Source organism: Bacteroides sp. 11BF, from assembly GCF_019633765.1.
Classification (GTDB): Bacteria; Bacteroidota; Bacteroidia; order Bacteroidales; family Bacteroidaceae; genus Bacteroides; species Bacteroides hominis.
In genome coordinates, this window is the sequence record NZ_JAFKPJ010000002.1 from 138,370 (window position 1) to 164,153 (window position 25,784).

General features: G+C 43.0%; 18 protein-coding genes. 12 read left to right on the forward strand and 6 right to left on the reverse strand.

Annotation, left to right across the window (positions count from 1 at the left end):
- The first annotated feature begins 127 nt into the window (after positions 1-127).
- Positions 128-2,230 (forward strand): WD40 repeat domain-containing protein, encoded by a 2,103-nt coding sequence (locus tag JZY04_RS02375; protein WP_220575421.1) that lies wholly within the window; start codon positions 128-130, stop codon positions 2,228-2,230.
- 3 nt (positions 2,231-2,233) lie between these two features.
- A complete protein-coding gene (locus JZY04_RS02380; RefSeq protein WP_122142529.1) occupies positions 2,234-4,999 on the forward strand; it encodes a caspase family protein in 2,766 nt (921 codons plus the stop codon).
- 83 nt (positions 5,000-5,082) lie between these two features.
- On the opposite strand, the gene JZY04_RS02385 is transcribed toward JZY04_RS02380, so the two are convergent.
- On the reverse strand, positions 5,083-6,246 hold the full coding sequence (locus tag JZY04_RS02385) for a Xaa-Pro peptidase family protein (protein ID WP_122142530.1): 1,164 nt from the start codon (positions 6,244-6,246) through the stop codon (positions 5,083-5,085).
- A 143-nt stretch (positions 6,247-6,389) separates the two neighbouring features.
- Complete coding sequence (gdhA, locus tag JZY04_RS02390) at positions 6,390-7,727, reverse strand: NADP-specific glutamate dehydrogenase (RefSeq protein WP_005781098.1); 1,338 nt, start codon at positions 7,725-7,727, stop codon at positions 6,390-6,392.
- Positions 7,728-8,085: 358 nt separating this feature from the next.
- Between gdhA and JZY04_RS02395 the strand changes: the two genes are divergently transcribed.
- The 9 genes from JZY04_RS02395 to JZY04_RS02435 all read left to right on the forward strand — a co-directional run bounded on the left by JZY04_RS02395 (position 8,086) and on the right by JZY04_RS02435 (position 20,704).
- On the forward strand, positions 8,086-11,055 hold the full coding sequence (locus JZY04_RS02395; RefSeq protein WP_005808152.1) for a PEP/pyruvate-binding domain-containing protein: 2,970 nt from the start codon (positions 8,086-8,088) through the stop codon (positions 11,053-11,055).
- Between the two features lie 222 nt (positions 11,056-11,277).
- On the forward strand, positions 11,278-12,087 hold the full coding sequence (locus JZY04_RS02400) for a DUF4493 domain-containing protein (RefSeq protein WP_005781092.1): 810 nt from the start codon (positions 11,278-11,280) through the stop codon (positions 12,085-12,087).
- Positions 12,088-12,106: 19 nt separating this feature from the next.
- Positions 12,107-13,435, forward strand: coding sequence for a DUF4493 domain-containing protein (locus JZY04_RS02405; protein ID WP_122142564.1), 1,329 nt, complete (start codon positions 12,107-12,109; stop codon positions 13,433-13,435).
- A 12-nt stretch (positions 13,436-13,447) separates the two neighbouring features.
- Positions 13,448-15,238: a DUF4493 domain-containing protein gene (locus JZY04_RS02410; RefSeq protein WP_122142531.1), complete on the forward strand. Its 1,791-nt coding sequence runs from the start codon at positions 13,448-13,450 to the stop codon at positions 15,236-15,238.
- A gap of 10 nt (positions 15,239-15,248) precedes the next feature.
- The gene (locus JZY04_RS02415) at positions 15,249-15,974 is read left to right on the forward strand and encodes a hypothetical protein (protein ID WP_005781085.1); all 726 of its coding nucleotides are present in this window, start codon (positions 15,249-15,251) and stop codon (positions 15,972-15,974) included.
- 20 nt (positions 15,975-15,994) lie between these two features.
- Positions 15,995-17,605, forward strand: a complete 1,611-nt coding sequence (locus JZY04_RS02420) for a PCMD domain-containing protein (protein ID WP_122142532.1) — start codon at positions 15,995-15,997, stop codon at positions 17,603-17,605.
- 11 nt (positions 17,606-17,616) lie between these two features.
- Positions 17,617-19,746: a DUF4493 domain-containing protein gene (locus JZY04_RS02425; protein WP_122142533.1), complete on the forward strand. Its 2,130-nt coding sequence runs from the start codon at positions 17,617-17,619 to the stop codon at positions 19,744-19,746.
- 2 nt (positions 19,747-19,748) lie between these two features.
- Positions 19,749-20,426, forward strand: coding sequence for a DUF4493 domain-containing protein (locus JZY04_RS02430; RefSeq protein WP_122142534.1), 678 nt, complete (start codon positions 19,749-19,751; stop codon positions 20,424-20,426).
- Between the two features lie 104 nt (positions 20,427-20,530).
- The gene (locus tag JZY04_RS02435) at positions 20,531-20,704 is read left to right on the forward strand and encodes a hypothetical protein (RefSeq protein ID WP_165016622.1); all 174 of its coding nucleotides are present in this window, start codon (positions 20,531-20,533) and stop codon (positions 20,702-20,704) included.
- Positions 20,705-21,519: 815 nt separating this feature from the next.
- Here JZY04_RS02435 and JZY04_RS02440 read toward each other — a convergent pair.
- From JZY04_RS02440 to JZY04_RS02450, 3 genes are all read right to left on the reverse strand, one after another.
- A complete protein-coding gene (locus JZY04_RS02440; RefSeq protein ID WP_032539537.1) occupies positions 21,520-22,452 on the reverse strand; it encodes a YafY family protein in 933 nt (310 codons plus the stop codon).
- Positions 22,449-23,075 (reverse strand): Type 1 glutamine amidotransferase-like domain-containing protein, encoded by a 627-nt coding sequence (locus JZY04_RS02445; protein ID WP_005781062.1) that lies wholly within the window; start codon positions 23,073-23,075, stop codon positions 22,449-22,451. The genes JZY04_RS02440 and JZY04_RS02445 overlap by 4 nt, the downstream gene beginning before the upstream one ends.
- 525 nt (positions 23,076-23,600) lie before the next feature.
- A complete protein-coding gene (locus JZY04_RS02450; protein ID WP_005781059.1) occupies positions 23,601-24,056 on the reverse strand; it encodes a helix-turn-helix domain-containing protein in 456 nt (151 codons plus the stop codon).
- A gap of 200 nt (positions 24,057-24,256) precedes the next feature.
- On the opposite strand from JZY04_RS02450, the gene JZY04_RS02455 reads away from it, so the two are divergent.
- Complete coding sequence (locus JZY04_RS02455; RefSeq protein WP_065762665.1) at positions 24,257-24,547, forward strand: hypothetical protein; 291 nt, start codon at positions 24,257-24,259, stop codon at positions 24,545-24,547.
- A gap of 198 nt (positions 24,548-24,745) precedes the next feature.
- Here the strand turns inward: JZY04_RS02455 and JZY04_RS02460 are convergent, their stop codons facing one another.
- Positions 24,746-25,777, reverse strand: coding sequence for a BT_3987 domain-containing protein (locus JZY04_RS02460; protein WP_122142535.1), 1,032 nt, complete (start codon positions 25,775-25,777; stop codon positions 24,746-24,748).
- Between the last annotated feature and the right edge of the window lie 7 nt (positions 25,778-25,784).

The following is a 25,784-nucleotide window of genomic DNA, read 5'->3' on the forward strand; positions in this document are numbered from 1 at the left end:
ATTTCTATGTATTAACAACTAAACTTTACGGGAAATGAAAAAAAAGGAGTTTCTGTTTGTGATAGATTGCAGAATTAATGCTTATTTTGCAAAACACTATTAAACATAAACTAAATCATTTTAAGGTATGAATAGGATGAAATGTGGATTTTACACTTACAGAGGGATTGCTTTTTGTTTTGTCACCGCGATGTTCTGCGGACAAGCAATGGCACAAGTTGTAGAAAAAAGGGGGTTTGATTCTCAGAAAAAGATTAATGCGTTTGATAACACGACTTTTTGTACTGCTTATTTGTCTGACGGATCGTTGTATACCATGCGCGATATCGCGATTAATGATTTACGCAAAATTGAGCGTATCGTATTTAATCCGACGGGAAGTTCTATCGCCGTGTTGAGAGCGAAGAATCCGGTAAGCATTTACTCTTTTCGCGACAGGAATAAGAAGCTTTTCGAATTGAAAGAGAAACGTAAAAAATTGAAAGCCAAACCGCTGCCGGTATCCATGTGTTATGCTACCGATGCCCGTAGTTTCGTTGTAGGTAACTCGTTAGGGGAAATCGTTATTTATGATACGAAAGAATATATGCCATTGGCTTATATCCAGGGAGATGCTCCGGCTACTGCACTGGCTATGAGTTCGAACAATTATTTTATTGCAGCAGGGACAGGACAGACGATTAATATCTGGAACTTCCAGACAAAGGAGTTGAGAAAAGCGATTCCTATGTCGGCAGTTGTCAAAGAACTGACTTTCTCTCCGGATGCTTCGTTGCTGGCAGTAACCACGGAGGATAATCACCTGACCATTATCGATACGAAAAACTGGGATAAGGTGGACATCTTCGATAAGTTGGGGGAAACGCTTAGTTCTCCGTCATTCCATCCCGAAGGAAAATACATCAGTGTGGTAAAAGATGGGAAGAATATCGAGATCATCAACTTGAAGAATGGTGTCATAGAGCAGGAGATTGTAGATCCTATAGGCGGTGTTACCGGTGGACGTTTCTTTAAGAACAATCAGAATAGCGAGGTATTCATGCTAACCAATCGTACGAAGCAAATGGTCTTCTGGGATGCGAACGGGCTGAACCCATTCTATGGAAAGATTATGGGTAAGGAAGTAGACGCCAAGATGAATGAATGGGTGAAGATGATGCAGGGAGAATCGATGGAGGATTATGCTATCCGTGTGAACGATGAAACCCGTGTTAAACAGCAGCAGTTGTTTGCTCAGGAAGTTGCTACGGCATTGGCGGGTGACCGTATCTCAATGGATAATCCTTTTGTGGATGGATATGATGCTGCTAATAATATGTTGAATATCGGTTTTAAGGGGTTGCCGTCTATCGGACTGGAAGTTCCGGCTAACGAGGCAGGGGACTTTGAGGAAGGTAAAATGAAATTCTCGAATGCCGTATATGTGCTGAATGATAAAGATGAATTTGAGCTGGCCTATGTGGAGGTTACCAACGAAACGACCAACAAGGTTTATATCTATGACAATATCGGACGGACGAAGTTGACTGCTTTGGAAGCGGATGAAAACTTTGTCCCTCTGGAAATCATGCAGCAGGCTACCCGTGAGGAAGCACAATTGGCCGAAATAAAGGAACAGGTGATCGAAGAGAAAAAGCAGGATAAACTGATTACCGATAACACACAGATCAATGTGAAGACAGAGGTTATTCCGGGTGTGGATGCTAACGGCAAAAAAATTCTCAATTATAGAGTGGGTTATCAGTATGAGGTGATCAATAAAGAGTTTTCTGCTAAGGAAGACTTCCCGTCCGGTGGTTATAACATTGAACGCTCAAATGCCGCCATGTCTTTGATGAAGATTATCAAGAATGCTTTTGAAGGCGATTTCTCCAAATATTTATCAGAGGGTAAGCAGGTGAAAGTGATTATTACCGGTTCGGCCGATGCGGCTCCGATTCGTGGACGCCTGGCTTATGACGGACGGTACGGAGAGTTCGTGGACGAGCCATATTACAAAGATGGCAATCTCGACAATATCACGGTGACCAAGGCTGCCGGAATCACACAGAACGAACAACTGGCACTGATGCGTGCTGCCGGTGTGAAGAGTTATATCGAAAAGAATGTGACAACATTAGGTAATACGAAGAACGACTACGAATATCATGTGGAAGTAGCTAAAGAACGTGGTGGAGAATTCCGCAAGATCAATGTAGAGTTTGTAATTATGGATGCATTTCAACAATAAACGATGAAAAGATTTTTTTTACTGACAATCATTCTCACTGTTGTTATGGCCGGTAAAGTGGGGGCGCAGGATGCGTCCTCCGCTTCTAAGCGTGCCAACCAACAGTATGTGCTTTTTGAAAGCGAGCGCGATAAAGGAACGAATGTAACGGCTATGTATGACTATCTGCTGGACAGTTACGCGAATTTCATGAAGGTTGTGGAGGCACCGAATAACGGTCAGTATATAGGGGGAGCAAAGAATAGGCTAAAGGCATTGTATCCTTATCTGCTGAATGGGGCGGTATATTATTCGGAACAGAAACAGCCGGCTAAAGCATTGGATTTTGCCGCTGCATATATCGATATGCCGCAGATGCAGTTGTTCCGCAGTGAATTGTTGCCGAAAGATAACCGTTATGCTTCGGTGGTTTACTATGCAGCGGTATCGGCCTTTAATCTGGAGAAGAACGAACAGGCGCTGAGGTATTTTCAGGAGTATCTTAATACCGGTACGGAAGCTCAGCAGAAGGACTGTTATGTTTATATGAACATGATTTATCAGAAGCAGAAGAAATATGCGGATCAGGAACGCGTGCTGGAACAGGCTATTGCCAAATATCCGGTGTCACTCGATTTCTTGTATAATCTGGTGAATGTACATATCGCCACCAATAATATGGAAAAGTTGATTGGTGCGATTGACCGCATTCTGGCTGTGGATCCGAATAATGATAAGGTATTGCCTATCAAGGCCCGCATTCTGGAACGGCAGGGAAAGAATGTGGAGGCACTGGATATCTACAAACGCTTGTATGCACTTCATCCCGAGAGTTTTGAATTGATGACCGGTGTGGCACGTGCCAACTTCAATTGTGCTACGGAGATCGTAAACAATGGGGCTACCATTGCCAATGATACTGAATATGCATTGGTACGTCAGCGCGCATCGGGCTATCTGATGGACGCTAAAGATCTTTTCCTGAAGATATTGCAGAAAGATCCTTCTTCCAAATTGTATATGCAGGGACTGGCAGGCGTATATCAGTATATGGATATGAAACCGGAATATGAAGTGCTTTCTAAGATAGTTCAGGACGGAGCTTCTTATACCGCTTTTCCGTCCCGGCTGGCTGCTTACAAAGAGACGTTGAAGAAGACTGAAAATATAGCTCAGGAGCAGGAGTCTGTTCCGGTACCTGTGGAACCGGCCATGTTGGTAATCAAGATGGATCAGTTTACGGATGCCAATAATAATAAGGTAATTGATGCCGGAGAGAGTTTCGCTTTGCAGTTTACCATTGAGAACCAAGGTAAAGGAGATGCGTATAATATACGTATCCGTTTGGCTGAGCAGCAGGGATATGATCAGTATTTCGACGGTCCGCGTGAGTTGGACGGAGGCAATATTCCGGCCGGGAAGTCCAAACAGTATACATTCCGTTATCTTGCAAAGAAAGAGTTGCCCACGAGCCTGGCTAAGATCAACATTTATGCATTCGAAGCGAATGGATTTGATGCCGATCCTTCGGAGCTGATTGTGAATACTCAGGAATATGCAATGCCTCGTTTGCGCATTGCCGACCATCAGTTCTTTGCGTCTGAGGGTACATCTATTACTTTGGGTAAAAACGGAAAGCTGACGGTTGCCTTGCAAAACTTTGGAACACAGACTGCGCGTAAGGTGAAGGTGAATTTCACATTGCCGAAGAACATATTTACTACCGATTCTCCGGAAATGACAATTGATAGTATTGCTCCGGGGGATGTGGCTGTGCTCGATTACGGCTTCCTGGTGAACAAGCGTTTTGATGAAGATTCCGTGGCCGTAATGTTGGCGGTAACGGAGTCTACCCGTTCAACTTTCCTGAACGAGGCTTATAAAGTGAAAGTGGGAGATTACCTGTCTTCTGCCGCTTCTATCAATCTGAGTGGAAATGTGGCTGCACGGAAGGTGAATGTGAAAGACTTTTCGCTGAGTTTCAAGAGTGAGTTGATGGAGGATGTCCCTGTGGGAGCTGTGAACCGCCACCGTTATGCTTTGATTATCGGTAATGAGGATTATAGTATGACCGGTGCCAATGCTGAAATTAATGTGCCTTATGCCGTAAACGATGCTGTGCTGTTCCGTGAATATTGCGTACGTACCTTTGGGGTACCCGACGGGCAGATCAAGGTGGTGCCGAATGCTACTGCCGGTATGATGCACGAACAACTTGACTGGTTGGTGAACATGGCAAGCACCGATCCGCAAGCCGAACTGATATTCTATTATTCCGGTCATGGAAATAATGACGAGGCTACTAAGGAGCCTTATTTACTTCCGGTGGATATTACAGGTAAGAATATCCGTCTGGGTATTTCATTGTCCGGACTGTATAAAAAATTGGCTACTTATCCGGTGAAGGGGGCTTATGTATTCCTCGATGCTTGCTTTAGCGGTGGTTATAAGAGTGCTGCTCCGCTATTGGCACAGAAGGGCGTGCGTGTTGTTCCGAAAGTGGGATTGCCGCAAGGAAACACATTGAGTTTTTCGTCCAGCAGTGGCGATCAGACTTCAAGTGTTTACCATGAAAAGAAGCAGGGATATTATACGTATTTCCTGATAAAGACGATCCGTGACGCTAAAGGTAACCTTTCCATGAAAGAGCTGTTCGAAAGAACCAGTGTTGCAGTGAAACGTGCTACTGCCTTGATCGATAAAATTCAGGAGCCGCAATGTATGGTTTCTCCTACATGGGTGGGATGGGAAAACATTAAGTTGGAGACTCCGGTAACAGAAATTCCTTAGTAAAGTTAATAGTGATATGAAAAAGACGGCTGTGGTGTGGAAAGCACAACAGTCGTCTTTTTGGTATCTATTGGGATTTGTTTTTATTGCAACTCAATAATCTCTTCGTTACAGATAGTAAGTTTCTCTACACCCTCTTGTGTTACTGTCCACGAGTTTTCGATACCTACGGGACCTACACCCGGAATTACAATCTTAGGTTCGAGAGCGAAGACCATTCCCGGTTCCAGTTCTTGTTTCATACGGGGGGCAAGCACCGGAGCTTCATTAATTTCCAGACCGATACCATGACCTATGAATTTTGCTTGCTGGCCGATACCCATGAACTTGTCGGCAAAACCGGCTTTGGTCACTATATCGATGGCTGTATTATATAAATCCTCGCATACAACTCCGGGCTGAGCCATAGATGATACGGCGTCCTGTATGTCGAGACAGACCTGATGGGCTGTATACGCTTCATCACTCAACTTACCAATGGAGAATACGCGGCTCATATCGCCCATATATCCGTTAAAGTTTCCTCCGAGGTCTACCATCACACTTTGACCTTCTTTTAGCAGGCTTCTGTTGAGTCCTCCCGGGAGAGCCGGATCCAGTCCTTCACCTCCTAAGGCGAAATCGTATGGAGAAGGGAAAGCGGCGTTGTCTCCGGTCAGTACACTGCCCATAAAGATTTCCATGCTCTGACCGAACACACGAAAGATTCCCAGATTACCTTGCAGACGCATCAACCTTTCTATTTCGATTGAAAACTCCAGATCGGTCATTTCCGGACGGTAAACAGAAGGAATCTGTTCGTAAGCTTTGGCGTGAGCTACACCCGAACGGCGGAATAATTCCACTTCTACAGGAGTCTTGATGCTACGCGCTTCGCGGATTAACGGAGTTCCGTTTACAATTTCCGACTCTGGGAAAACAGCGGCAAGGCGATTGTACTCTGTATATGACAGTTCGTCGCCTTCCAGCATCAGTTTCTGAGGGGCAGGCAATCCGCTTTCTTTAATCAGATCAAGAATCTGTTCCGGTTTTCGGATAGGGAAGACGTGTTCGCCGGTAATATTGTTGGGGCGTTTGATGAATAACAAGGCCGGTGAGTGGAGAGGTAAGTAGAGGTATCCGCTGACAACACGGCCATACGTATAGAGCAAGTTTACATTACAAGTGATGAGAGCGGCATCAATGTTTTGTTGAGCCATCAGCACGCGAATCTTATCGCGGCGCATCTTTAATTCGGGTTGTAACATTTCGTAACAATTATTTGGTTTCGAAATGCAAAGTTAGGCTATTTTAGTTGAAAATGAAACCTTTTCAGAAAAAAGTAGCGTTACCCACATCCTGTCTCAGGAAATGAGTAACGCAATTCACAAATACAACTAAACAAAGCTTTTTAGATGATTCCCTGTCCCATCATGGCATGAGCCACTTTCATGAAGCCTGCAATGTTGGCACCTTTCACATAATTGATATATCCGTCAGGTTCTGTACCATACTTCACACACTGTGCATGGATACCATGCATGATGGTATGGAGTTTCTCGTCTACTTCTGCTGCACTCCAGCTCAAGTGCATGGCATTTTGTGACATCTCCAGCCCGGACGTTGCTACACCACCTGCATTGACTGCTTTACCCGGTGCATACATCGTTTTGTGTTCGATGAAAAGATCGATGGCTTCGGGTGTACAACCCATGTTGGAGATCTCTCCGACACAAAGAACATTGTTATTAATAAGATTTTTGGCATCTTCGCCGTTTAATTCGTTTTGAGTGGCACAAGGAAGGGCTATATCGGCTTTCACCTCCCAAGGACGTTTACCGGCTACGAAAGTAGATCCCGGGAATTCGTCAGCATACGGAGCTACGATATCGTTGCCCGAAGCACGGAGTTCAAGCATATAATCGATCTTTTCCCCACTGATGCCGTTCGGATCATAGATGTAACCATCCGGGCCGGAGATTGTAACAACCTTTGCTCCCAACTCGGTAGCTTTGGTAGCAGCTCCCCAGGCAACATTTCCGAATCCGGAGATAGCTACAGTCTTGCCTTTTATATCGATACCTTTAGTCTGCAACATTTGGTTGACGAAGTACAAACCTCCGAATCCGGTAGCTTCCGGACGGATCAGTGAACCGCCAAACTCAAGTCCTTTTCCGGTGAAGGTTCCTGTAAATTCACGGGTTAGTTTCTTATACATACCGAACATGTAGCCTACTTCACGTCCTCCTACACCGATGTCACCGGCCGGTACGTCCATATCCGGGCCCAGATGGCGCCACAACTCAAGCATAAATGCCTGGCAGAAACGCATGATTTCAGCATCACTCTTGCCACGTGGAGAGAAGTCGGAGCCGCCCTTACCACCACCCATCGGCAGAGTAGTCAAGGCATTCTTAAAGGTCTGTTCAAATCCGAGGAATTTCAGGATAGACAGGTTGACAGAAGCGTGGAAACGGATACCGCCTTTATACGGGCCGATAGCGTTGTTGAACTGAACACGATATCCCAGGTTGGTTTGTACTTCACCTTTATCATCTACCCATGTCACGCGGAACGTAAAGATACGGTCCGGCTCTACCAGTCTTTCGATGATTTTGGCTTTTTCAAACTCAGGGTGCTGATTGTATATATCTTCGATAGAGAGAAGCACTTCTTTTACAGCTTGAAGATATTCTGATTCGCCGGGATGTTTAGCCTCTAAAGAGGACATGATTTTTTCGATGTTCATAATAGTATGTTTTAATAGGTTGATTCTGATAAAATGTCACTTTATCGTATCGCAAATATAGGAAAACTTTTCTAATGTTATTTGATTGTACGGAATATTTTGATTAAATAATGATAAAATGATAGAAAGAGGATTGAGGGTAAATATGTCAAATCTTCGTTTTTACCTTCGGATTATGTCTTTTAGTTAGTAATTTCGGATTTCTCGACTTTGATGTTTCGGTTTGTTTTCAAATCGGAAATGGGAAGATAATCTGTGCCTATATTGGAAGTTGGCAATAAAGTGAATTGCTTTTTCTTGCTTTTCCCAATAAAAACAGCGACTTTTGTCTGTTGAATTTTAAAACTACGGGAAACCCATGCTCAGCAAATTTAAATTAAACCAGCTCTATTTTAAAGATACTCAGTTTGCCAATCTGATGACAAGGCGAATCTTTAATGTTTTATTGATTGCCAATCCTTACGATGCTTTTATGCTGGAGGATGACGGACGTATCGATGAAAAGATTTTCAATGAATACACCTCGCTTTCGCTCCGTTATCCCCCTCGTTTTTCGCAAGTTTCTACCGAGGAAGAGGCGTTGAGACAGCTTGGGAGTGTATCGTTTGATTTGGTGATTTGCATGCCGGGTACGGGAGACAACGATAGTTTTGATATCGGACGCCATATCAAGGAGAAGTACGAACAGATACCGATCGTTATTCTGACACCGTTCAGTCACGGCATTACCAAACGGATAGCGAACGAGGACCTGAGTGCATTCGACTACGTGTTTTGTTGGTTGGGGAATACTGATTTGCTGGTGTCCATCATCAAGCTGATCGAAGACAAGATGAACCTGGAGCATGACGTGAAAGAGGTGGGCGTGCAGTTGATTCTGCTGGTAGAAGACAGTATCCGTTTCTATTCATCTGTGCTTCCCAATCTTTATAAATTTGTGTTGAAGCAGAGTCAGGAGTTCTCTACCGAGGCTTTGAATGCCCATCAACGTACACTCCGTATGCGCGGGCGTCCCAAAATTGTATTAGCCCGTACTTATGAGGAGGCAATGGATATATACGATAAGTATACCAATAATATACTGGGAGTCATCACCGATGTCCGCTTTCCCCGTGTGGAGAAAGGAGAGAAGGACGGCATGGCAGGAATCAAGCTTTGTGCGGAAGTCAGGAAGAAAGATCCGTTCGTACCCTTGATCATCCAGTCGTCCGAGACAGAGAACGCTGCCTATGCGGCTAAATATGGAGCTACGTTCATTGATAAGAATTCCAAGAAAATGGATGTCGATCTTCGCCGGATTGTTTCCGATAATTTCGGTTTTGGCGACTTTGTGTTCCGTAATCCTGAGACGGGTGTCGAGATAGCCCGGGTTCGGAACCTGAAAGAGTTGCAGAATATTCTTTTTGCCGTTCCTGCCGAATCGTTCCTTTATCACATCAGTCGCAATCATGTTTCACGTTGGCTGTATTCACGTGCTATGTTTCCGGTTGCGGAATTCCTTCGTCCCATCACCTGGCATAGTCTGCAAGATGTGGATGCGCATCGTAAAATCATCTTTGAGGCCATTGTTAAATACCGAAAAATGAAAAATCAGGGAGTGGTAGCTGTATTCAAACGCGACCGCTTCGACCGTTATTCAAACTTTGCCCGTATCGGAGACGGTTCGTTGGGAGGAAAGGGGCGTGGACTGGCGTTTATTGACAATATGGTGAAGCGTCATCCGGAATTTGAAGAATTTGAGAATGCCCGTGTGGCTATCCCGAAAACAGTGGTGCTTTGTACCGATGTATTCGACGAGTTTATGGATAGCAATAATCTGTATCAGATTGCCCTTTCCGATGCTGATGACGATACGATTCTGAAATACTTCCTGAAAGCGAAGTTGCCCGACCGTCTGGTTGAAGACTTCTTTACTTTCTTCGATGTGGTGAAGTCTCCTATCGCCATTCGTTCTTCTTCCTTGCTTGAGGACTCCCACTATCAGCCTTTTGCAGGAATCTATAATACCTATATGATTCCTTATCTGGATGATAAATATGAGATGCTCCGTATGCTGTCCGATGCCATTAAAGGCGTATATGCGTCTGTTTATTTCCGCGACAGTAAGGCATATATGCAGGCCACTTCGAATGTGATCGATCAGGAAAAGATGGCCGTTATTCTGCAACAAGTGGTCGGCAATCAGTACGGAGACCGTTATTATCCTTCGATGTCCGGTGTAGCCCGATCTCTCAATTACTATCCCATTGGCGACGAGAAAGCTGAAGAAGGTACGGTAAACCTGGCTCTCGGTTTGGGCAAGTATATCGTGGACGGAGGTATGACTTTACGTTTCTCGCCTGCCCATCCTTCAAAGGTGTTGCAAACCAGTGAACTGGATATTGCCTTGAAAGAGACGCAGACCCGTTTTTACGCTCTCGATCTGAAAAATGCCGGTGATAACTTTTCGATTGATGATGGATTCAATCTTCTGAAGTTGCATGTGAAAGAAGCCGAAAAAGACGGTTCGTTACGGTATATAGCTTCTACTTATGATCCGTATGACCAGGTGATTCGTGACGGTTTATATCCCGGTGGGCGTAAAGTGATTACGTTTGCCAACATCTTGCAGCACGATGTATTTCCGTTGGCACGCATCCTGCGCTGGGTACTTCGTTATGGGCAGCAGGAGATGCGCCGTCCGGTAGAGATCGAATTTGCAGTGACACTCAATCATGACCGTGATAAGACCGGTACGTTCTATCTGCTTCAGGTACGTCCCATTGTAGACAGTAAAGATATGCTGGATGAAGATCTTACTACTATTCCGGACGGAGATGTGCTGCTCCGTTCCAATAACTCCTTGGGGCATGGCATTATGAACGAAATACATGATATCGTATATGTCAAGACTGATCATTACAGTGCATCGAACAATCAGAATATAGCTTGGGAAATAGAGAAACTTAACCAGCAGTTCCTGAATGAAGGCAAGAACTATGTACTTGTCGGACCCGGACGATGGGGAAGCAGTGACACTTGGTTAGGTATCCCGGTGAAGTGGCCGCATATTTCTGCTGCGCGTGTCATTGTGGAAGCCGGACTGACCAATTACCGGGTAGACCCCAGTCAGGGGACGCATTTCTTCCAGAATCTGACCTCCTTTGGTGTAGGTTATTTCACCATCAATGCGTTTATGAATGATGGAATATACAACCAGGAGTTTCTGAATGCGCAACCTGCCGTATTTGAGACTGAATATCTTCGTCACATACACTTTGAGAGGCCGATTGTTGTGAAAATGGATGGTAAAAAGAAACTTGGAGTGGTTCTTATGCCGGAGAAATAATAAAATAATATTGTATAAAAAAGTCCTGTTTTTCATAAGAAAGGCGGGACTTTCTTGTTTTAGCCCTTTTCTGTGGTCTGTTTTTATGATTAAACAACTATTTGTGGTCCTTTTTTCAGATTTTGTAAGGAATCGAAGGTTGTGTATTTATTATAATAAAAGAAAACTATAATTTTGCCTGCGGTTTTTACAACTTATGAATAATATTTAGTAGTTATCATTATGAAAAGACTCTCTTTTATGGTTAGTATGGCGATGCTAATTTCATGTATTGCCTCGTGTGATTCCGGCAGTGATGCTGTTTCATACGGTGTTGGTTCTTTAAGTCTTGGGCTTTCAGCCAATCCTTCTTTTGCAGAGAAAACCCGTTCCGTCAGCGAAGCGGAATACAAAAAAGTCGATAACTATCAAGTTACGGTCAACGAGGGCGACGGTACCTCTTTATACGATGGCCTGTACAAGGATATGCCTTTGTCTATCGATCTGACTGCCGGCAAAAAATATACGGTGAAAGCCTTCTACGGTGATAATGTAGATGCAGGTTTCGATAAACTGTATGTGGAAGGCAGCCAGGAGTTCACTGTTAGTGAAGGCGAACAAAAGAATGTTATTTTGTACTGTAAGCCGGCTAATGTTAAAGTATCAGTCGTTTATACGGAAGATTTTCTGAAATATTATTCGGATTGTACTGTCTCCCTTTCTACTTCACACCTGACTGCTCCTTTTGAAGTAAATATGAAAAAAGACTCTGGTAAGGATGCTTATCTGAAAGCAAATGCCGATGGTGAGAATGTATCTATCACTGTAGGAGGTTTCAAAGATAAAGAAGGCAATGCGGTGGTGATGGAAGCTTTGGTTGCCGAGAAAAAAGTAGCTCCCAAAACGCATCTTACTATTACAGTAGATCCGGAGGTGATTACTATTTCTACGGGTACTGCATCGTTGGACGTAACCGTGGATACCGGTACGGAAGATAAGGATGTGAATATTGAGATTCCGGAAGAGTATTGGCCGGGTAATGCAAGTAAGTAAATATAAAAGATTGGTATATATGAATGCGATAAGAAACATATATGCAGTGCTGGCATTGATAGCACTTTGTTTGAGTTCCTGCGAGATGAAAAATGAGCTGGAAGGCAAATATAATTTGAAGAATGACGAAGGACTTCTGACATTGGATCTGGTGAACAAGACGCAGGCTACGCCTTCTACAAAAGCTGAAAGTACGTCACTTACTGATGAACTGGATGTGAATACCTATAAAGTAGAGATTGTTGATAATGCCACTGAGGCTGTGGTTCGTTCGTTTGCCAGCTATGCGAAGCTGAAAGAGGCCTTGCCGTTGGTCGTTCCGGTAGGAAACTATAAGATTGTGGCTAAAAGCGGTGTTTTGCAAGATGCTTCGCGTACTCCTTATTTTGAAGGAAGTTCTTCTATTGAAGTGAAGCAGGGAATGGAATCTAAGGCGGAAGTTCTCTGTAAATCGGCAACGGTAAAGGTCAGTTTGAATGTATCGGACGAGTTTCTCAATATGTTTGCCGACGATTATGTATTTACTGTTTCAAATGGGATTGGCGGAGTTATTTATGTGAAGAAGGAAGATTTAGGTTCAATTTATCTCAGCATTCCCAATGGAGCCACTTCGATTAAAATTGTGGCAAAAGTAACTGAGAAGGAAACAGGTAGAGACATTGAAACTATTTATACTGTGACCAAACCCGATGAAGAAGGCTTGGAGGGAGGTGATTCTTTTAATGTTACAGTGAAACCTGTAGAAGAGGGTGAGGACCCGGAAGATCCGGATGTGACTCCTTCTGATCCGAAATTGGGGATACAGTTGGATATTGACTTGACAATGGACGAGACCGGCATAACAGTGAAAGTACCAACTGAACTGATTGAAGAATCGAAACCGGAGGAGCCGGATCAGCCGACAGAACCGGATCAGCCGGCAGAAGACGGACCGGAGATTATCGGAGCAGATGAAGTGGTGGAAGTGGATACGAACAATCCGCCGACAGTTCAGGTAACGATGAAAGCTCCGGCCGGAATCCGGAACTTGCTTGTGACTATCACTTCAGACTCTAATGAGTTTATAGGTTTGATTTCTCAAATGGGGTTGGGAGAAACATTCGATTTGGCTAATCCCGGTGATTTGGAAGATAAACTTGGAGGTAGTTTAGAAGACGGATCCGGTATCGGTTTGATTGATCCGAATGATCCGATTAAAGATAAAAAAGAGTTCATCTTTGATGTATCCGGCTTTATGCCTATGTTGTCACCGTTTGGCCTTCAGCAACATTATTTTACTATTAAACTGATTGATAATAATGGTAAGGAGTTAGCCAAGAAATTGACAGTAAAAGTGGTGAAAAACTAATTTGAATTTCCAATGAAAAGATATATATATTTGTTCGTCTCTGTCTTTACTCTTGTGATGGCATCATGCCAACAAGAAGAGACTTCTAACGGCAAGACTGGCTATCTCCAGTTTTCTGTGGAGAAGAATACAAGTACGATTTTGGTTCCGGCGACAAGGGCAGAAGAGTTGCCGATTGCCTTGCAGGTAGTTGACAGAGCAGGGACTGTTGTGAAAGAGACTGATGACTGGCATAACTGGACATCTGCTCCCCTTGAATTACCATTGGGTACTTATACCATTAATGCTTTCTCAAAAGGGGTTGATGTGGCGACGGCCGGATTTGACGAACCTTATTATTGGGGACAGACCAAAGTAACGGTTGTTCCGAAAGTAAATCAGAATGTGAATATAGAGTGTCGTTTGGCTAATGTGAAAGTGACAGTCAATTACAGTGCTGACGTGAAGAAGTATTTTTCGAAACTGAGCTGTTCTGTGGGTAATTCTTCCGGTAAACTGGTCTTTGGTAAGGATGAAACACGTTCCGGATATTTTGCGGTGGATAATCTGAATATTTCGTTGGCATTGACAAATACGGATGGACGTTCTTTTGTTTTTGAATCCGAACCGATTACAGATGTAAAAGAACGTCAGCACTATCGTATTAACTATACTATGAAGGCCAATGGTGCTATTGGTGGTGTATCTGTTACTTTAGATCCTTCTACCAAAGAGTATAATGTGAATATTTCCATTCCTAAAGAAAGTAATCCGAGTGTAAATGTCTGGTCTGATTTTGCAGACGTAACTCTTCCTCTTCCTGACGGTGTTGTTACCAAAGAGTGTAAATATCGCATTTCCGGAACGGAAGATTGGAATACGGTGTCCAATGTTGAACAGGCCGATGGAAAGCTTATTGCAACCATAACCGGTCTGATTCCCGGTACGGAGTATGATTTCTGTTTTGCAATAAATGGAGTAAACGGAAAAATAACGACTGCGACCACTGAACTCCAGAAACAACTGGAAAATGGAAGTTTTGATGAATGGAATCAGAATGGAAAAACTTGGTTCCCGGGAACTGCGGCTGAGGCTTCTGCTAAGAATTCGTATTGGGATACCGGTAATGTGGGAGCAGCTACCATGAGTAAAAATCCAAGTATCGGAGAAAGCAACGATGTACATACCGCAGGTGGTAAATCGGCCAAATTGTCTTCGCAATTTGTGGGAGTGTTTGGTATCGGAAAATTTGCTGCCGGTAACATCTATATCGGGCGTTATATGGAAACGTATACAAGCCCGATGGGAGCACGTATACGTTTTGGTCGTGAGTTTACTTCACGTCCTATGCAACTGAAGGGATGGTACAAATACACTCGTGGAACCAGTATAGATCGTGGAGATCATAATGTGGAGGAATTGAAAAACTCGGGTGGTGATAAATGTGCTATCTATATTGCCTTGACTGACAATGAAGGTTTGGTTGATGATAATGGAGTGAAGACAGCTTATGAAGTCAACAATAACAAAGAAGGCAGTCCCACGCGTTATACGGTCGATCTTTCTGAAGCCAATAAAGATGTCATAGCCTACGGTTCCATTACCGATGAAGAGTCCAAAGGTTCTTTCGATGAAAGCGGAAATGTAGTTTGGAAGCAGTTTACGATTGATCTGCAATATCGTGATTTGACCCGTAAACCCAAATATATTATCGTTGTTGCTTCTGCAAGTAAATATGGAGACTTCTTTACCGGCAGCGAAAGCAGTGTCATGTTGATTGATGATTTTGAATTGGTGTACGGTACACCTGTTACCGCCAACTAATCCATAGCGAATGAAAAAAATAATTATATTTCTACTTCTTCTTTGTCCGGTACTGGTCCAGGCAAAGAAGAAGTTTGACCGTGGAATCGTGAAGAGTGTGTTTGTCCCGAAAGGGCAATGGTTTATGGGTTCTACAGTTTCGTATTCGGAGCAGAGTGCTGATCAATACCAGTTTTTGGTATTGGCAAATATCGATGCCAAAGGTTATACATTCCGTTTGAGTCCCTTCGGAGGATACTTCTTTGCCGACAATATGGCAGCGGGAGGCAGGTTCACTTACTCCCGTACCTACTTCAATATAGGAAACGTAGACATTAATCTGGGCGATGATCTTTCGTTCCACATCAAAGACGATATGTATCTGGAGCATAACTATTCCGCATCCGGATTTCTGCGTACCTATATGGGGCTGGGCAGCAGTAAAGTGTTCGGTTTCTTCAATGAAGTGCGTCTGACTTATGCTTACGGGCAGGGGAAACACTCCAATGGTACGGGTAACGACTTGACGGGATACTATCAGCGTTCTCACACGTTTGAGATCGGTGCGGCTCCCGGATTGGCGGCATTCGTATCCGATTTTGCTTCGGTAGAAGTTTCGGTAGGAGTGATGGGATTCAGTTATAAATGGGTCGATCAGATACACAATCAGGTAAACAAAGCTTCCCGTCATAGTGCAAGTGGTAATTTCAAGATAGACTTATTCTCGATTAATCTCGGAATGACGATGTATTTCTAATTTAAGCAGTGTTTTGAGAAATGAAGAGTTTACAAATTTATCTATTCCTGTTTCTGTCGGTCTTTGCTCTGGGTGCTTGCATACAGAATGACATTCCTTACCCTTACATCAAAGGCGAAATTACAGCTTTCGAAGTAGAAGGGCAGACCGGTGATGCCGAGATAAACAAGAACAGCCGCACCATCGCAGTCGAAGTAGGTGATGAAGTCGATATAGAAGAATTGCGTATTACCAGGTTCGTTGTGAACGAAGAAGCCACTTACAGCGTAGACGAACAATACTGCGTCAGCCCCAATAAATTTCCTTCGGCCGGCTTTTCTGCTTTAGCCGACTTGCCGGCAGGAGCAGATACACGGGTCGATTTCAGTAAGACCGTTCCTGTTCTGCTGCGTACCTATCAGGATTATCAGTGGATGATAACCGTCCGTCAGACCATCGAGCGGGTAGTCGAAGTCGAGAACCAGGCCTTGCCTGCCATCATCGATGATAAGAATCACACGGTATTGGTGTATGTTTCGCAGAAGCAGGATCTGTCTGCTGTCAAGATAACAAAGATGATTCTGGGAGGCAGTAAGGCTACCATCACCCCCGATCCGTCCACCGTAACCAATTTCCGCAGACCGCAAGAGTTTGTTGTCAGCCGTTTCGATAAAGAAGAGCTATGGACGGTCGATGTGGTGCGTACCACATCGACAGGTACTACGGGCAGTGCCGATGTATGGGCCACACGTGCCACTCTGAATGGGGGCATGAAGCAGGGAACCACTCCCCGTGTGGAATACAGGAAGAAGTCGGAAGATACCTGGAGCGTTGTACCCGAGGCAGATGTGAAACTGGAAAGTGGTACTACTTTCAGTACGACACTGACCGGGTTGCAAGATGGCACCGACTACGTTTGGCGGGTAGTAGTCGAAGAAATTCCAAGTACGGAAGCCGCGTTCACAACCGAAAAGATACAAGAAATACCTAACTTAAACTTCGATACCTGGTCGCAGAATCCCACAGGAACCTTTAAGAAGAGTTGGTATCCGAACTCTGACGGAGCAAATTCCTATTGGGCGACCGGAAACGACGGAGTGACCTCTTCGTTGGCAGGCAGCCGTGATTCGAGCACCCGCCCTGAAGAGAAAGAGGCGGTAAGCGGGAAAGCCGCTTATATGGTTACTTTGGGCAGTGTGCCATTGGTAGGGGTTGCTGCCGGCAACTTGTTCATCGGTGATTATAAAACTAATGCTCAAAGCCCCAAAGACAGTCCCAAGTTTGGACGTTCGTTTACGGGAGCCCGTCCCACCGGATTGAAAGGATGGTATAAATATACTTCTAAGCCGGTTGATTATGTAGGCAATCCGGATAACTTGAAAAACGATGAATGCCATATCTATCTCCGTTTGTGGGACGATAAAGATAACGAGATCGGTTACGGAGAGTTTGTCGGAAAGGAGACAGTGACCAAGTACACTCAGTTCCGGTTCGATGTGACTTACTCCAATAAAACGGCGAAGCCTGCCAAGATAACGATTGTTGCCACTTCGAGCCATTATGGCGGTGACTTTACCGGGATGAAGGTGACCGGTTCGGTGGGTGTAGGCAGTGAACTGTGGGTCGATGAATTTGAATTATTGTATGAATAAGAAAGAGAGCTATGCATAAATCTGTTTTATCTTTAGTGTGTTGTTTGTTCTTTTTCCTGTCGTGTCAGGAAGAAATAGAAACGATGCCTAACGGCAGTTTGAATATAGTATTGACGGATGAAGCGGCGGTTACCCGGACTTTGCCGGAGGCTTTGTCAGATGAATTGCGGCAACAGTTCACGATTGAGTTGCTGCGTGACAGAGAAGGGACAATCGTGCCCGAATACAAAGGTGCATTGAAAGATTTCGGAGATCAAAGGGTATTCAAGGTAGGCAGTTATCAACTGAAGGCTTATCTTGGAGAGAATCCGTCACTGGCATTGGATGCACCCTATTATTATGGAGAAGTCCAAGACATCGCTATCGAGAAAGGTAAGGCAACAACGGTAAGCGTTGGCTGTAAAGTAGCCAATGCGCTGGCTACTTTTGAGATTGTGAATCGGGAGGCTTTCGATAAACGCCTGAAAGATTATTACGTAGAAGTTACTGTAGGTAGTGAGTCGGTTACGTGGAAACCGGGAGATGTCACACATCCCTACTTCAAAGCCGGAGGCCGGGTGACGATGGCGTTGATCGGCACTTCCGTAGAGACAGGGCAGGAGGGAAGTTATGCTTTGAATCCGATCGAGACAGTGAAAGCGGGCGTTAAGTATAATTATAAGCTCTCCATGAAAGCTTCCAATGTTGGTTTTGAGGTCACTACGGAAGCCCGGCAGGAACCTGTCACTATCAATGAAACCGTACCCGACAGCTGGTTGCCGAAAGCTAAGATCTTCAGTGAGGATTTCGATGAAAATCATGTGCTGACTTATACGGAAACAGCGGACGCTTTGTCGAGAGCCGGCGTTTCGTATACTGCTTTGCGTCCGGTTCAGGATGTGGAGTTTGCCCTCAACTTTGCGGATAAGCATTTGGAACATCTGAATAAGACATATCTGCTGTCGGAACTTTCCGAAGAAGATCGGCGGGCTTTGGCTGCTGTGAATATTGTGTTACCCGACCTGGCAGCAGGAAGTACTGAGGGAGTTATCGACTTTGCGGGAGTGACTCCCGGCATGTTGACTCACGATGGAGGACAGGATACGGATAATATAATAGCCGTTCGCGTAAAAGCAAATGACCGTTGGAGTGATGCCGGGATGTATACCATCCGGACTGTGAAACCCGTCTTTAAGGTTGGTTATTATCCGGGTAATGTTTGGACGAAAGAGTTTACTTTGAATACACTTACTGCCGATAGTGTGAAAACCGGTAACTTGGATAAGTTTACCGATATTGCTTACGAATTTAGTGCGGATGGTAATAGTTGGGAGGCGATGCCCGGAGATTTGCGAAAGGTAGGGCTGAGTCCGGGAACCTCTTATTATGTGAGAGCGAAATATAGGGGAGAGGTGCCGGGAGAGAAAGTGGAGGTGAAAACGTATCCTCAGACGATGCTGGAGAATGGGAGTTTGGAGGGTGCTACAGTGACAAGAGGTACTGATTCACCGGGATTTTTTGGTGCTGATTATGGTGCGCGCTATGAATGGAGTGGTTGGGGGACATTAAATAGTGTATCAGCATGCTATTCTTTAAGAACGGCTTATGCTTTTACTTCTCGCTCAGGCTGTCGCCCTACTTCTGATACCCCTACTGGCGAAGGAAATGCTATCCGTGTTATAACATTGGGGTATGGTGGAGGAGGTTGGGCAGTTCCTAAAAAGGCAATGCATAGTGAACTCTATCTGGGAGTTAATGCTGATGACGATGGTAACAGAACTTATGGTATTAGCTATAGCTCTCGTCCTACAGCTCTTCGTTTTTGGTATAAATGTATATCAAATAGAGGTAATGATGAATCTTTGGTGAAAATACAGCTATTTCATGATGATGTAATTCTTGGTGAGAGTTCTTTTCAAACTGGGGCTAAAAGTGCATATGAACGGTATACTCTTTCTATTAATTATGCATCGGATCCTGATAAAATGAAACTTGTTCCTAATAAATTATTGGTTCTATTTAAGTCAGGGACTAAAGAAGCATTGTCAATTGATGATGATTTAAAAAGTTTCAATAGTGGAACTACAGATAAGACTGCTGATGCAACATTTCGTGGAAACGAACTATTCATCGACGATGTGGAACTAATTTACGACAAATAAATATGAAAACCTATATATACCTCTTTCTCCTTTTGCTTGCTACAGCCTCCTGTAGCGAGGAAACTGCTCCCGATAACTCCGTCGGTTATCTCCGCGTAGAAAACATCACCCTCACTTGTGATACCGAAACGCTTCCCATCACTCGTGCCGTCGATGCCGGACTTAAGCTTGAAATCTGGCAAGGTTCTGAGTGTGTCCGTAGTTACGATCCGGGAGCTGCGGAACTTTCCAAAAGAATCGTTCTTCCGGTTGGTAAATATACCCTGAAGGCCTTTACTCCCGATCAGACCGAGGCGCCGGACAATGAATCGGGCACACCCACTTACAGCGTCGACTACCCTTTCGCCATTGTATCAGAGGATGTAACTCTGATTTCGGTCAAAGCACCGCAAGCTAATATCGGGGTTGGCGTTGAGTATTCGGATGAATTTATGGCAAACTTTACAGACTTCTCCATTACCGTAAGTAGTCCTACAGGACGTCAGGCAAGCCTGGCAGGTAATGTGACAGACCTTCTTTATTTTAATGTCCCGACCGGTGGAACCCATTTAAGTTATACACTTACCGCCACCAATGCCGATGGAGAAACAATGACTTCCGAAGCGCGTCCCATCCTTCAGGAATCGGGAGCGGAACTTACTTCCGGAAATTATAAAGTCCGGATCGGCCTGGTTCAGTAAGGAAGGTCGATGAAAAGCAGTCCGGTTACTCCTAAACTTCCTTAAACCTCCAAACTTTCTTCTTCCGGATTTGTCATATTGCCAATCTTTAAAACGTAGAAAGTATGAATAGAGACAGGCAATTGAAGAAGGACATGGAGAACCGGGAAGTTCAGATCCATGAAGAATATGAGAAGAACAGGCATCTGATGTCTGAGGACAAAGTAAAGGAAAAAGCTGCTGCATCAGGCAGTGCTGGCGATATCCATTCCGGCAAAGGAACGGGAAAGAAAAAATAGTGTAAAAAAGGAATCGTTGCGAGATCCCTTTTTCACTACAGAGTACACAGAGGGCATGGAGGTTTTATTTATTAATAAGCCTTTGTGCCCTTTGTATGCTTTGTGGCAGGTAAAACGTTTTGTTCTCTATTATCCTATTAAACTATCAAAAAGGTGTGAAATACCTCTTTCCTCTGACTCTCCCAATTTTTTTTCCGGATGAACCGGAGGGAAAAGAAGCATATCAAGGAACTTCCGGAGGCGAAGAACCGGTCTTTTGAGTCGGTAGAGCCTTGCTTTTCCGGAAAACAAGTAAGCATTTACCCCAAAACAAGTAAGCATTTGCTTCGAAAGACGGTTACATTTTCCCAATTTGCTTACTTCTTTTTTAAATATCTCCTAATGTTTTGGCAGATTACATATATTGTTATGCAAATCGGGCGATAAGAGCACGGATTTTCTTCCCGTTGCTCGCCGGGAAGTATCCTGTCCGAAGTGTGTAAAAGAATGGTATTCTACTCTAACAAGGAGATTACGGCGGATAATACTCCTTTATTGTTTCTATTTGATAAGGAAGCAGTTGAACGACCTGTTAAAACGATAATCGGGGAATCGTCTGTGAGCCGTTTTTCCGAACTTCATCAGAGACGTGTCCGAAAGAACGGGATATAGAGCCATTGGATTATCATTTTGACATTTTGGCACTTTGACATCTGCTCTCAAACACTTCTCTAAATCTATCGATCTTTCGTTTGGCAATGCCCAATCTTGTTGCTAAAGTCGCCGTTCCGTAACGGGGTCATCACCTTTTTATCATCAGGAACAGCTGATTGTTATCAAATAGAGATGTTATTGATAATATTTTTAACTTCATGTTTTAAAGAATTTGGCGTTATTATTGTAGCAACATCTGCGAAAGACAAATACCAATGTGCAAATTTACTGATTGAAAAAGTAATAAAACGGTACTCAATCATATTGTCTATTTCTTTTTCGGATGTCAATCCGTAGTAATATTTATCATCATTTATCATGGATGTTTTATCTTTTTCTATTCTTATGACAACTTCATATAACTTTTCTTTGTCGTAAAACTCATCCAAGAACTTTTTAAAAGGTGGATGTTCTCGTGATTGAAATTCATTAAGAATGTGTATTTCTTGAATTCTATCTATACGAAATGTAAGATAGGCTTCTTTTTGAAGACAAAACCCTATCAGATACCAGTTAGTTCTCGAAAAGAAAATGCCAATAGCTTCAACCTTTCGTTCTGAAACACTTAATGTAGTACCTGTAAAATAAGACATTTCAACAATTCTCTTTTGATATATACTTTGCAATATTAGTAAAAGAATGTCTGGTTTATACGCAGATGATTTATAAGTATTTAAGACAGACAGGCATTCTTCCATTGTTTCCAACATCTTTTTATCTACAAAGCGCATGACAGACTTTATCTTTTCTATGCCCGACTTGTAATGTTCATTACTGTTTGAATCAGTTAGTTCATGTACTAATTTCTCTGCAATTAAAAAGGACAAGGCTTCTTTTTGAGTAAACATTAGCGGGGGCAATTTGAATCCTTCTGCCAGTGAATAACCAATACCGGGATTTCCAATAATCGGAATTCCTGCCTCTTCCAATGTTCTTATATCCCGGTATACAGTACGAATACTTATTTCAAAACGCTCTGAAATCTGTTGTGCTTTCACTAACGAATGCGATTGCAATTGAATCAATATAGCAGAAATACGGTCTATCCTATTCATCTTGCATCTTTAATTTGGATATTTGAGTCTTCAATAAAAATTGCTTGTTTATTACTTATTGGGATAAGCTGCAACTTTTCATTATATAGCTGAATTACTTTTTCACCTTTTTTCTTGAATGGGAAATTACCATAATGGGGAATTGTATAAAAATCAACCAAACCTAAAGAAGAATAGTCCTCCAATTCAGGAGCTTTTTCTATTGGGTCAAAGTTTACATTCTTCATATACTCTGTATCGGGAGATGCTATTATTGCTCCAGCAGACTCCCCAATATACAGTTTTCCCGATTTAACTTGTTCGGATATGATTTTATCAACACCTTTTCTTTTTAACTCTTGCAGAAGGAAGAATGTATTTCCACCTGTTATATAGATATAATCACATTTGTGTAATATAGAAGATATTTCTTCATTGGAAAATTGGGTAATCTCAACTTCTTCAACAATCATTCCTACTTTTTCAAGAGCTTTTTTTCCTGTTTTTACATAGAATCGTATTGATTCTGTAAGGCTTGCAGTTGGTATAAAAGCTATAATTTTTCCTTTTAAATCCTCATTAGCAAAATCAATAAGCAGATTGGCTACATCGGCAAAAGATGAGCATAAAAATAATCTTTTCATATTTAGTTATATTAAATTTATTATTGTCGGGTACTTGGTATTAGCAACCTAAAATCATCCAAAATCAACGTTGAATGCTTAATGGTGCAAAAATAACAACTTCTATGACAACCCTATGTCAGTAAGTCTAATATATCCAGATAACCATGTCCGGTATTGTAGTCGTCCTTGCAGATTAGAGGAAGTTATACTTTTATTGCTGGTTAGAAATTTTATGTTTTTAATAAAGCGCAGAAACATATTACCACTTCATATTAAAGGCCTGGGGATCTTCTTTCCTTATTAAAAAATGGTTTTGACAGGTTCAAGCTGAATCTGTCATATGTATGCAATGTCATGTGGAATGCATCCGGATCGAAGAATTGTCCGGAGAAACGGGTGAGGGATACCCGCCCTGATGGAACTTGCACATAATAATTAGGGTGTAGCCATCCGGGACGGATAGCTACACCCTAACCCCGGTATGGCTACACCCTAAGCGTCGGATGGCTACACCCATTTATATGGAGATATATGTTTGCGGAATTACTTTCCGCTGTTATTTTGCTGTTCCAGACTTTGAATCCGTTTTTCAAGTGCGGCATATTTTTCATCTTTCTCTTTGAGAAGACGCTCGTAGAGTTCGGTGATTTTATCAATCGGATTAAAAGTGTTAGTTATACTATCGTTGTTATATCCTGTAGATCCCATTGAGCTATCTTTATTGTCATGCACATTGTTTGTGATATTCTCAAATACCACAGAAGGTGCATCCTCTTCCAGCGTTTTCAGATATTCCACCGGCACATTCAGCGCCCTTGCGAATCTATTTAGCATTTCATCCTCAATCACCCGCATTTTCTCGTATTTGGATACATTCGGTTGTGTCATGTTTACGAGTGCTGCCAATGCGTCCTGCTTGATGTTTTTCTCGATCCGGGTGCGCCTTATGTTATGTCCGTGATGGACATTTACATTCTGTATTTCTTCTTCTGTTTCCATGTTCTTTTTGCTTTTTGAACAACGATTTCCGTTAAAATGTTCCGTTCGAAGCAAATATACGAAAAAATGGAATAAGATGAATAAAATGAATATTACTTTGCTCAAAAATAGAATATAAGGAATGTGTATATGCTTGCAGAATCAACTATTTTGCGCTTATTTTACGGCTATTGAAATAACAATAATCCTATTTACACACTATGATCGGACTACTGACAACTAAAGAAATTGATTTCCTCACCAAACTGGCTGAACTTTTAAAAGAATACTGCGCCGTAATTTCCCACGGTCATTGTGGTGAAGTGCATATTCTTGCTTATCACGGTGACAACGAAGATGCGGAAAAATATCCCATTATATTTGAGGATAGCTTTGATGAAAATGAGATTTATGATCTGTTGCGCAAAAACAGAAAACGGATCGGGGAGATTATCGAACGTGAAGTAGCTGAGGCTGTTCCCGAAGGAGAACTATCTCAGCCGGACGATTAGGCCGGATCAATGGCAGACCATTTTCACTAAAGATAGTAAGGGATATGAAATGCATTTAGAGGCATAATATGGAGAAGGGTACAGCTTCACCTGTTTGTATATTAATGTGCTGTCACATGGTTTTAAGGAAGGGGCGGGACTTATGAATTAACAGTCCCGCCCCTTCACGGTGTGAATAAAAAGTAATGAAATCTTGCTTTACCGGAAAGCTGTGACTTCATTTACATCAACGGAAAATCTGCCATTGAAGGCCATCATATTCTCGAAACGTACTTTAGTACATTCCACCGGTTTTTTAAAGCTTATATAAGCAATTCCATCCATGACCTTACGGTCGAATACTCCATGGTTCACCCAATTCCCATCCGGTGTTTCAACCATCACTCTACAGGATTTGAGCATATACGAGCCACTTGTCGATTTGTTGGTGTCCAGCCTGAACCCTTTGAGTAACTGTTTTTCCGGCAGAATAATCGTCAGATAATTGTGGGCGTTGGAGGTATACCAGTTGTTGGCTGTAAAGTTACCATCGTTTAGCGAACCTAATTTCTCCGGTCGTATATCCGATTTAAACCCGATTTCTTTGTTGAAGCCTTTTCCTTCGATCTTTTCATTGCTTGAATCGATATTGTCCAGGCGTATAGAAAGATTTAGTTTCACAAAGTATGCCGAGCGGGTCCGGGCGATTGTCAAATGTTCATGCGATCCTTCCATCGTCAGCTTTATTGCCATCACATAACCCGATAGGTTGTTTAACTTCTCAACATCCTTGAGGGTCAGTTTGACTGTCGTTTCCAGTTCACCCGCTTTCAGCACACTACCCTCAAAGGTGCAGCTTTCGTTCGGAAAGAGGGGGATACCTTCCACCATTTCAGGAAAATCGGCCATCAATTTGTCTTCTTTGATAAGATTGACCTGGATGTCTTCTTTGTAGGGCTTTGTCACTTTTACTTTGAACGAAAGTTCGTTCTTTCCTACCAGGGTGGTACTTACCAGGTCGTTGATTGCTTCCAGCTGTATATAAGGCTTGCCATAGTATCCCAGGTATACCAGATCAGTGAACGGGTCGATGCCGAGTTGCTCACGGATATCTTCTTCGATATACTTATTGTCCATTTGCCAACTTGTATCCTGATCTACTATCTGTATTTCATCTTTACTGCACGATGCCGACAAGACGAGCAATAGAACCCATAAAATGCTTGGGGTGGATTTTATTCTTCTTTTCATTCTGAAC

Bases quoted from the DNA above. Each gene is read 5' to 3' on its own strand.
- JZY04_RS02375 (WP_220575421.1), top strand. From the start codon at position 128: ATGAATAGGATGAAATGTGGATTTTACACTTACAGAGGGATTGCTTTT.
- JZY04_RS02380 (WP_122142529.1), top strand. From the start codon at position 2,234: ATGAAAAGATTTTTTTTACTGACAATCATTCTCACTGTTGTTATGGCC.
- JZY04_RS02385 (WP_122142530.1), bottom strand. From the start codon at position 6,246: ATGTTACAACCCGAATTAAAGATGCGCCGCGATAAGATTCGCGTGCTG.
- gdhA (WP_005781098.1), bottom strand. From the start codon at position 7,727: ATGAACATCGAAAAAATCATGTCCTCTTTAGAGGCTAAACATCCCGGC.
- JZY04_RS02395 (WP_005808152.1), top strand. From the start codon at position 8,086: ATGCTCAGCAAATTTAAATTAAACCAGCTCTATTTTAAAGATACTCAG.
- JZY04_RS02400 (WP_005781092.1), top strand. From the start codon at position 11,278: ATGAAAAGACTCTCTTTTATGGTTAGTATGGCGATGCTAATTTCATGT.
- JZY04_RS02405 (WP_122142564.1), top strand. From the start codon at position 12,107: ATGAATGCGATAAGAAACATATATGCAGTGCTGGCATTGATAGCACTT.
- JZY04_RS02410 (WP_122142531.1), top strand. From the start codon at position 13,448: ATGAAAAGATATATATATTTGTTCGTCTCTGTCTTTACTCTTGTGATG.
- JZY04_RS02415 (WP_005781085.1), top strand. From the start codon at position 15,249: ATGAAAAAAATAATTATATTTCTACTTCTTCTTTGTCCGGTACTGGTC.
- JZY04_RS02420 (WP_122142532.1), top strand. From the start codon at position 15,995: ATGAAGAGTTTACAAATTTATCTATTCCTGTTTCTGTCGGTCTTTGCT.
- JZY04_RS02425 (WP_122142533.1), top strand. From the start codon at position 17,617: ATGCATAAATCTGTTTTATCTTTAGTGTGTTGTTTGTTCTTTTTCCTG.
- JZY04_RS02430 (WP_122142534.1), top strand. From the start codon at position 19,749: ATGAAAACCTATATATACCTCTTTCTCCTTTTGCTTGCTACAGCCTCC.
- JZY04_RS02435 (WP_165016622.1), top strand. From the start codon at position 20,531: ATGAATAGAGACAGGCAATTGAAGAAGGACATGGAGAACCGGGAAGTT.
- JZY04_RS02440 (WP_032539537.1), bottom strand. From the start codon at position 22,452: ATGAATAGGATAGACCGTATTTCTGCTATATTGATTCAATTGCAATCG.
- JZY04_RS02445 (WP_005781062.1), bottom strand. From the start codon at position 23,075: ATGAAAAGATTATTTTTATGCTCATCTTTTGCCGATGTAGCCAATCTG.
- JZY04_RS02450 (WP_005781059.1), bottom strand. From the start codon at position 24,056: ATGGAAACAGAAGAAGAAATACAGAATGTAAATGTCCATCACGGACAT.
- JZY04_RS02455 (WP_065762665.1), top strand. From the start codon at position 24,257: ATGATCGGACTACTGACAACTAAAGAAATTGATTTCCTCACCAAACTG.
- JZY04_RS02460 (WP_122142535.1), bottom strand. From the start codon at position 25,777: ATGAAAAGAAGAATAAAATCCACCCCAAGCATTTTATGGGTTCTATTG.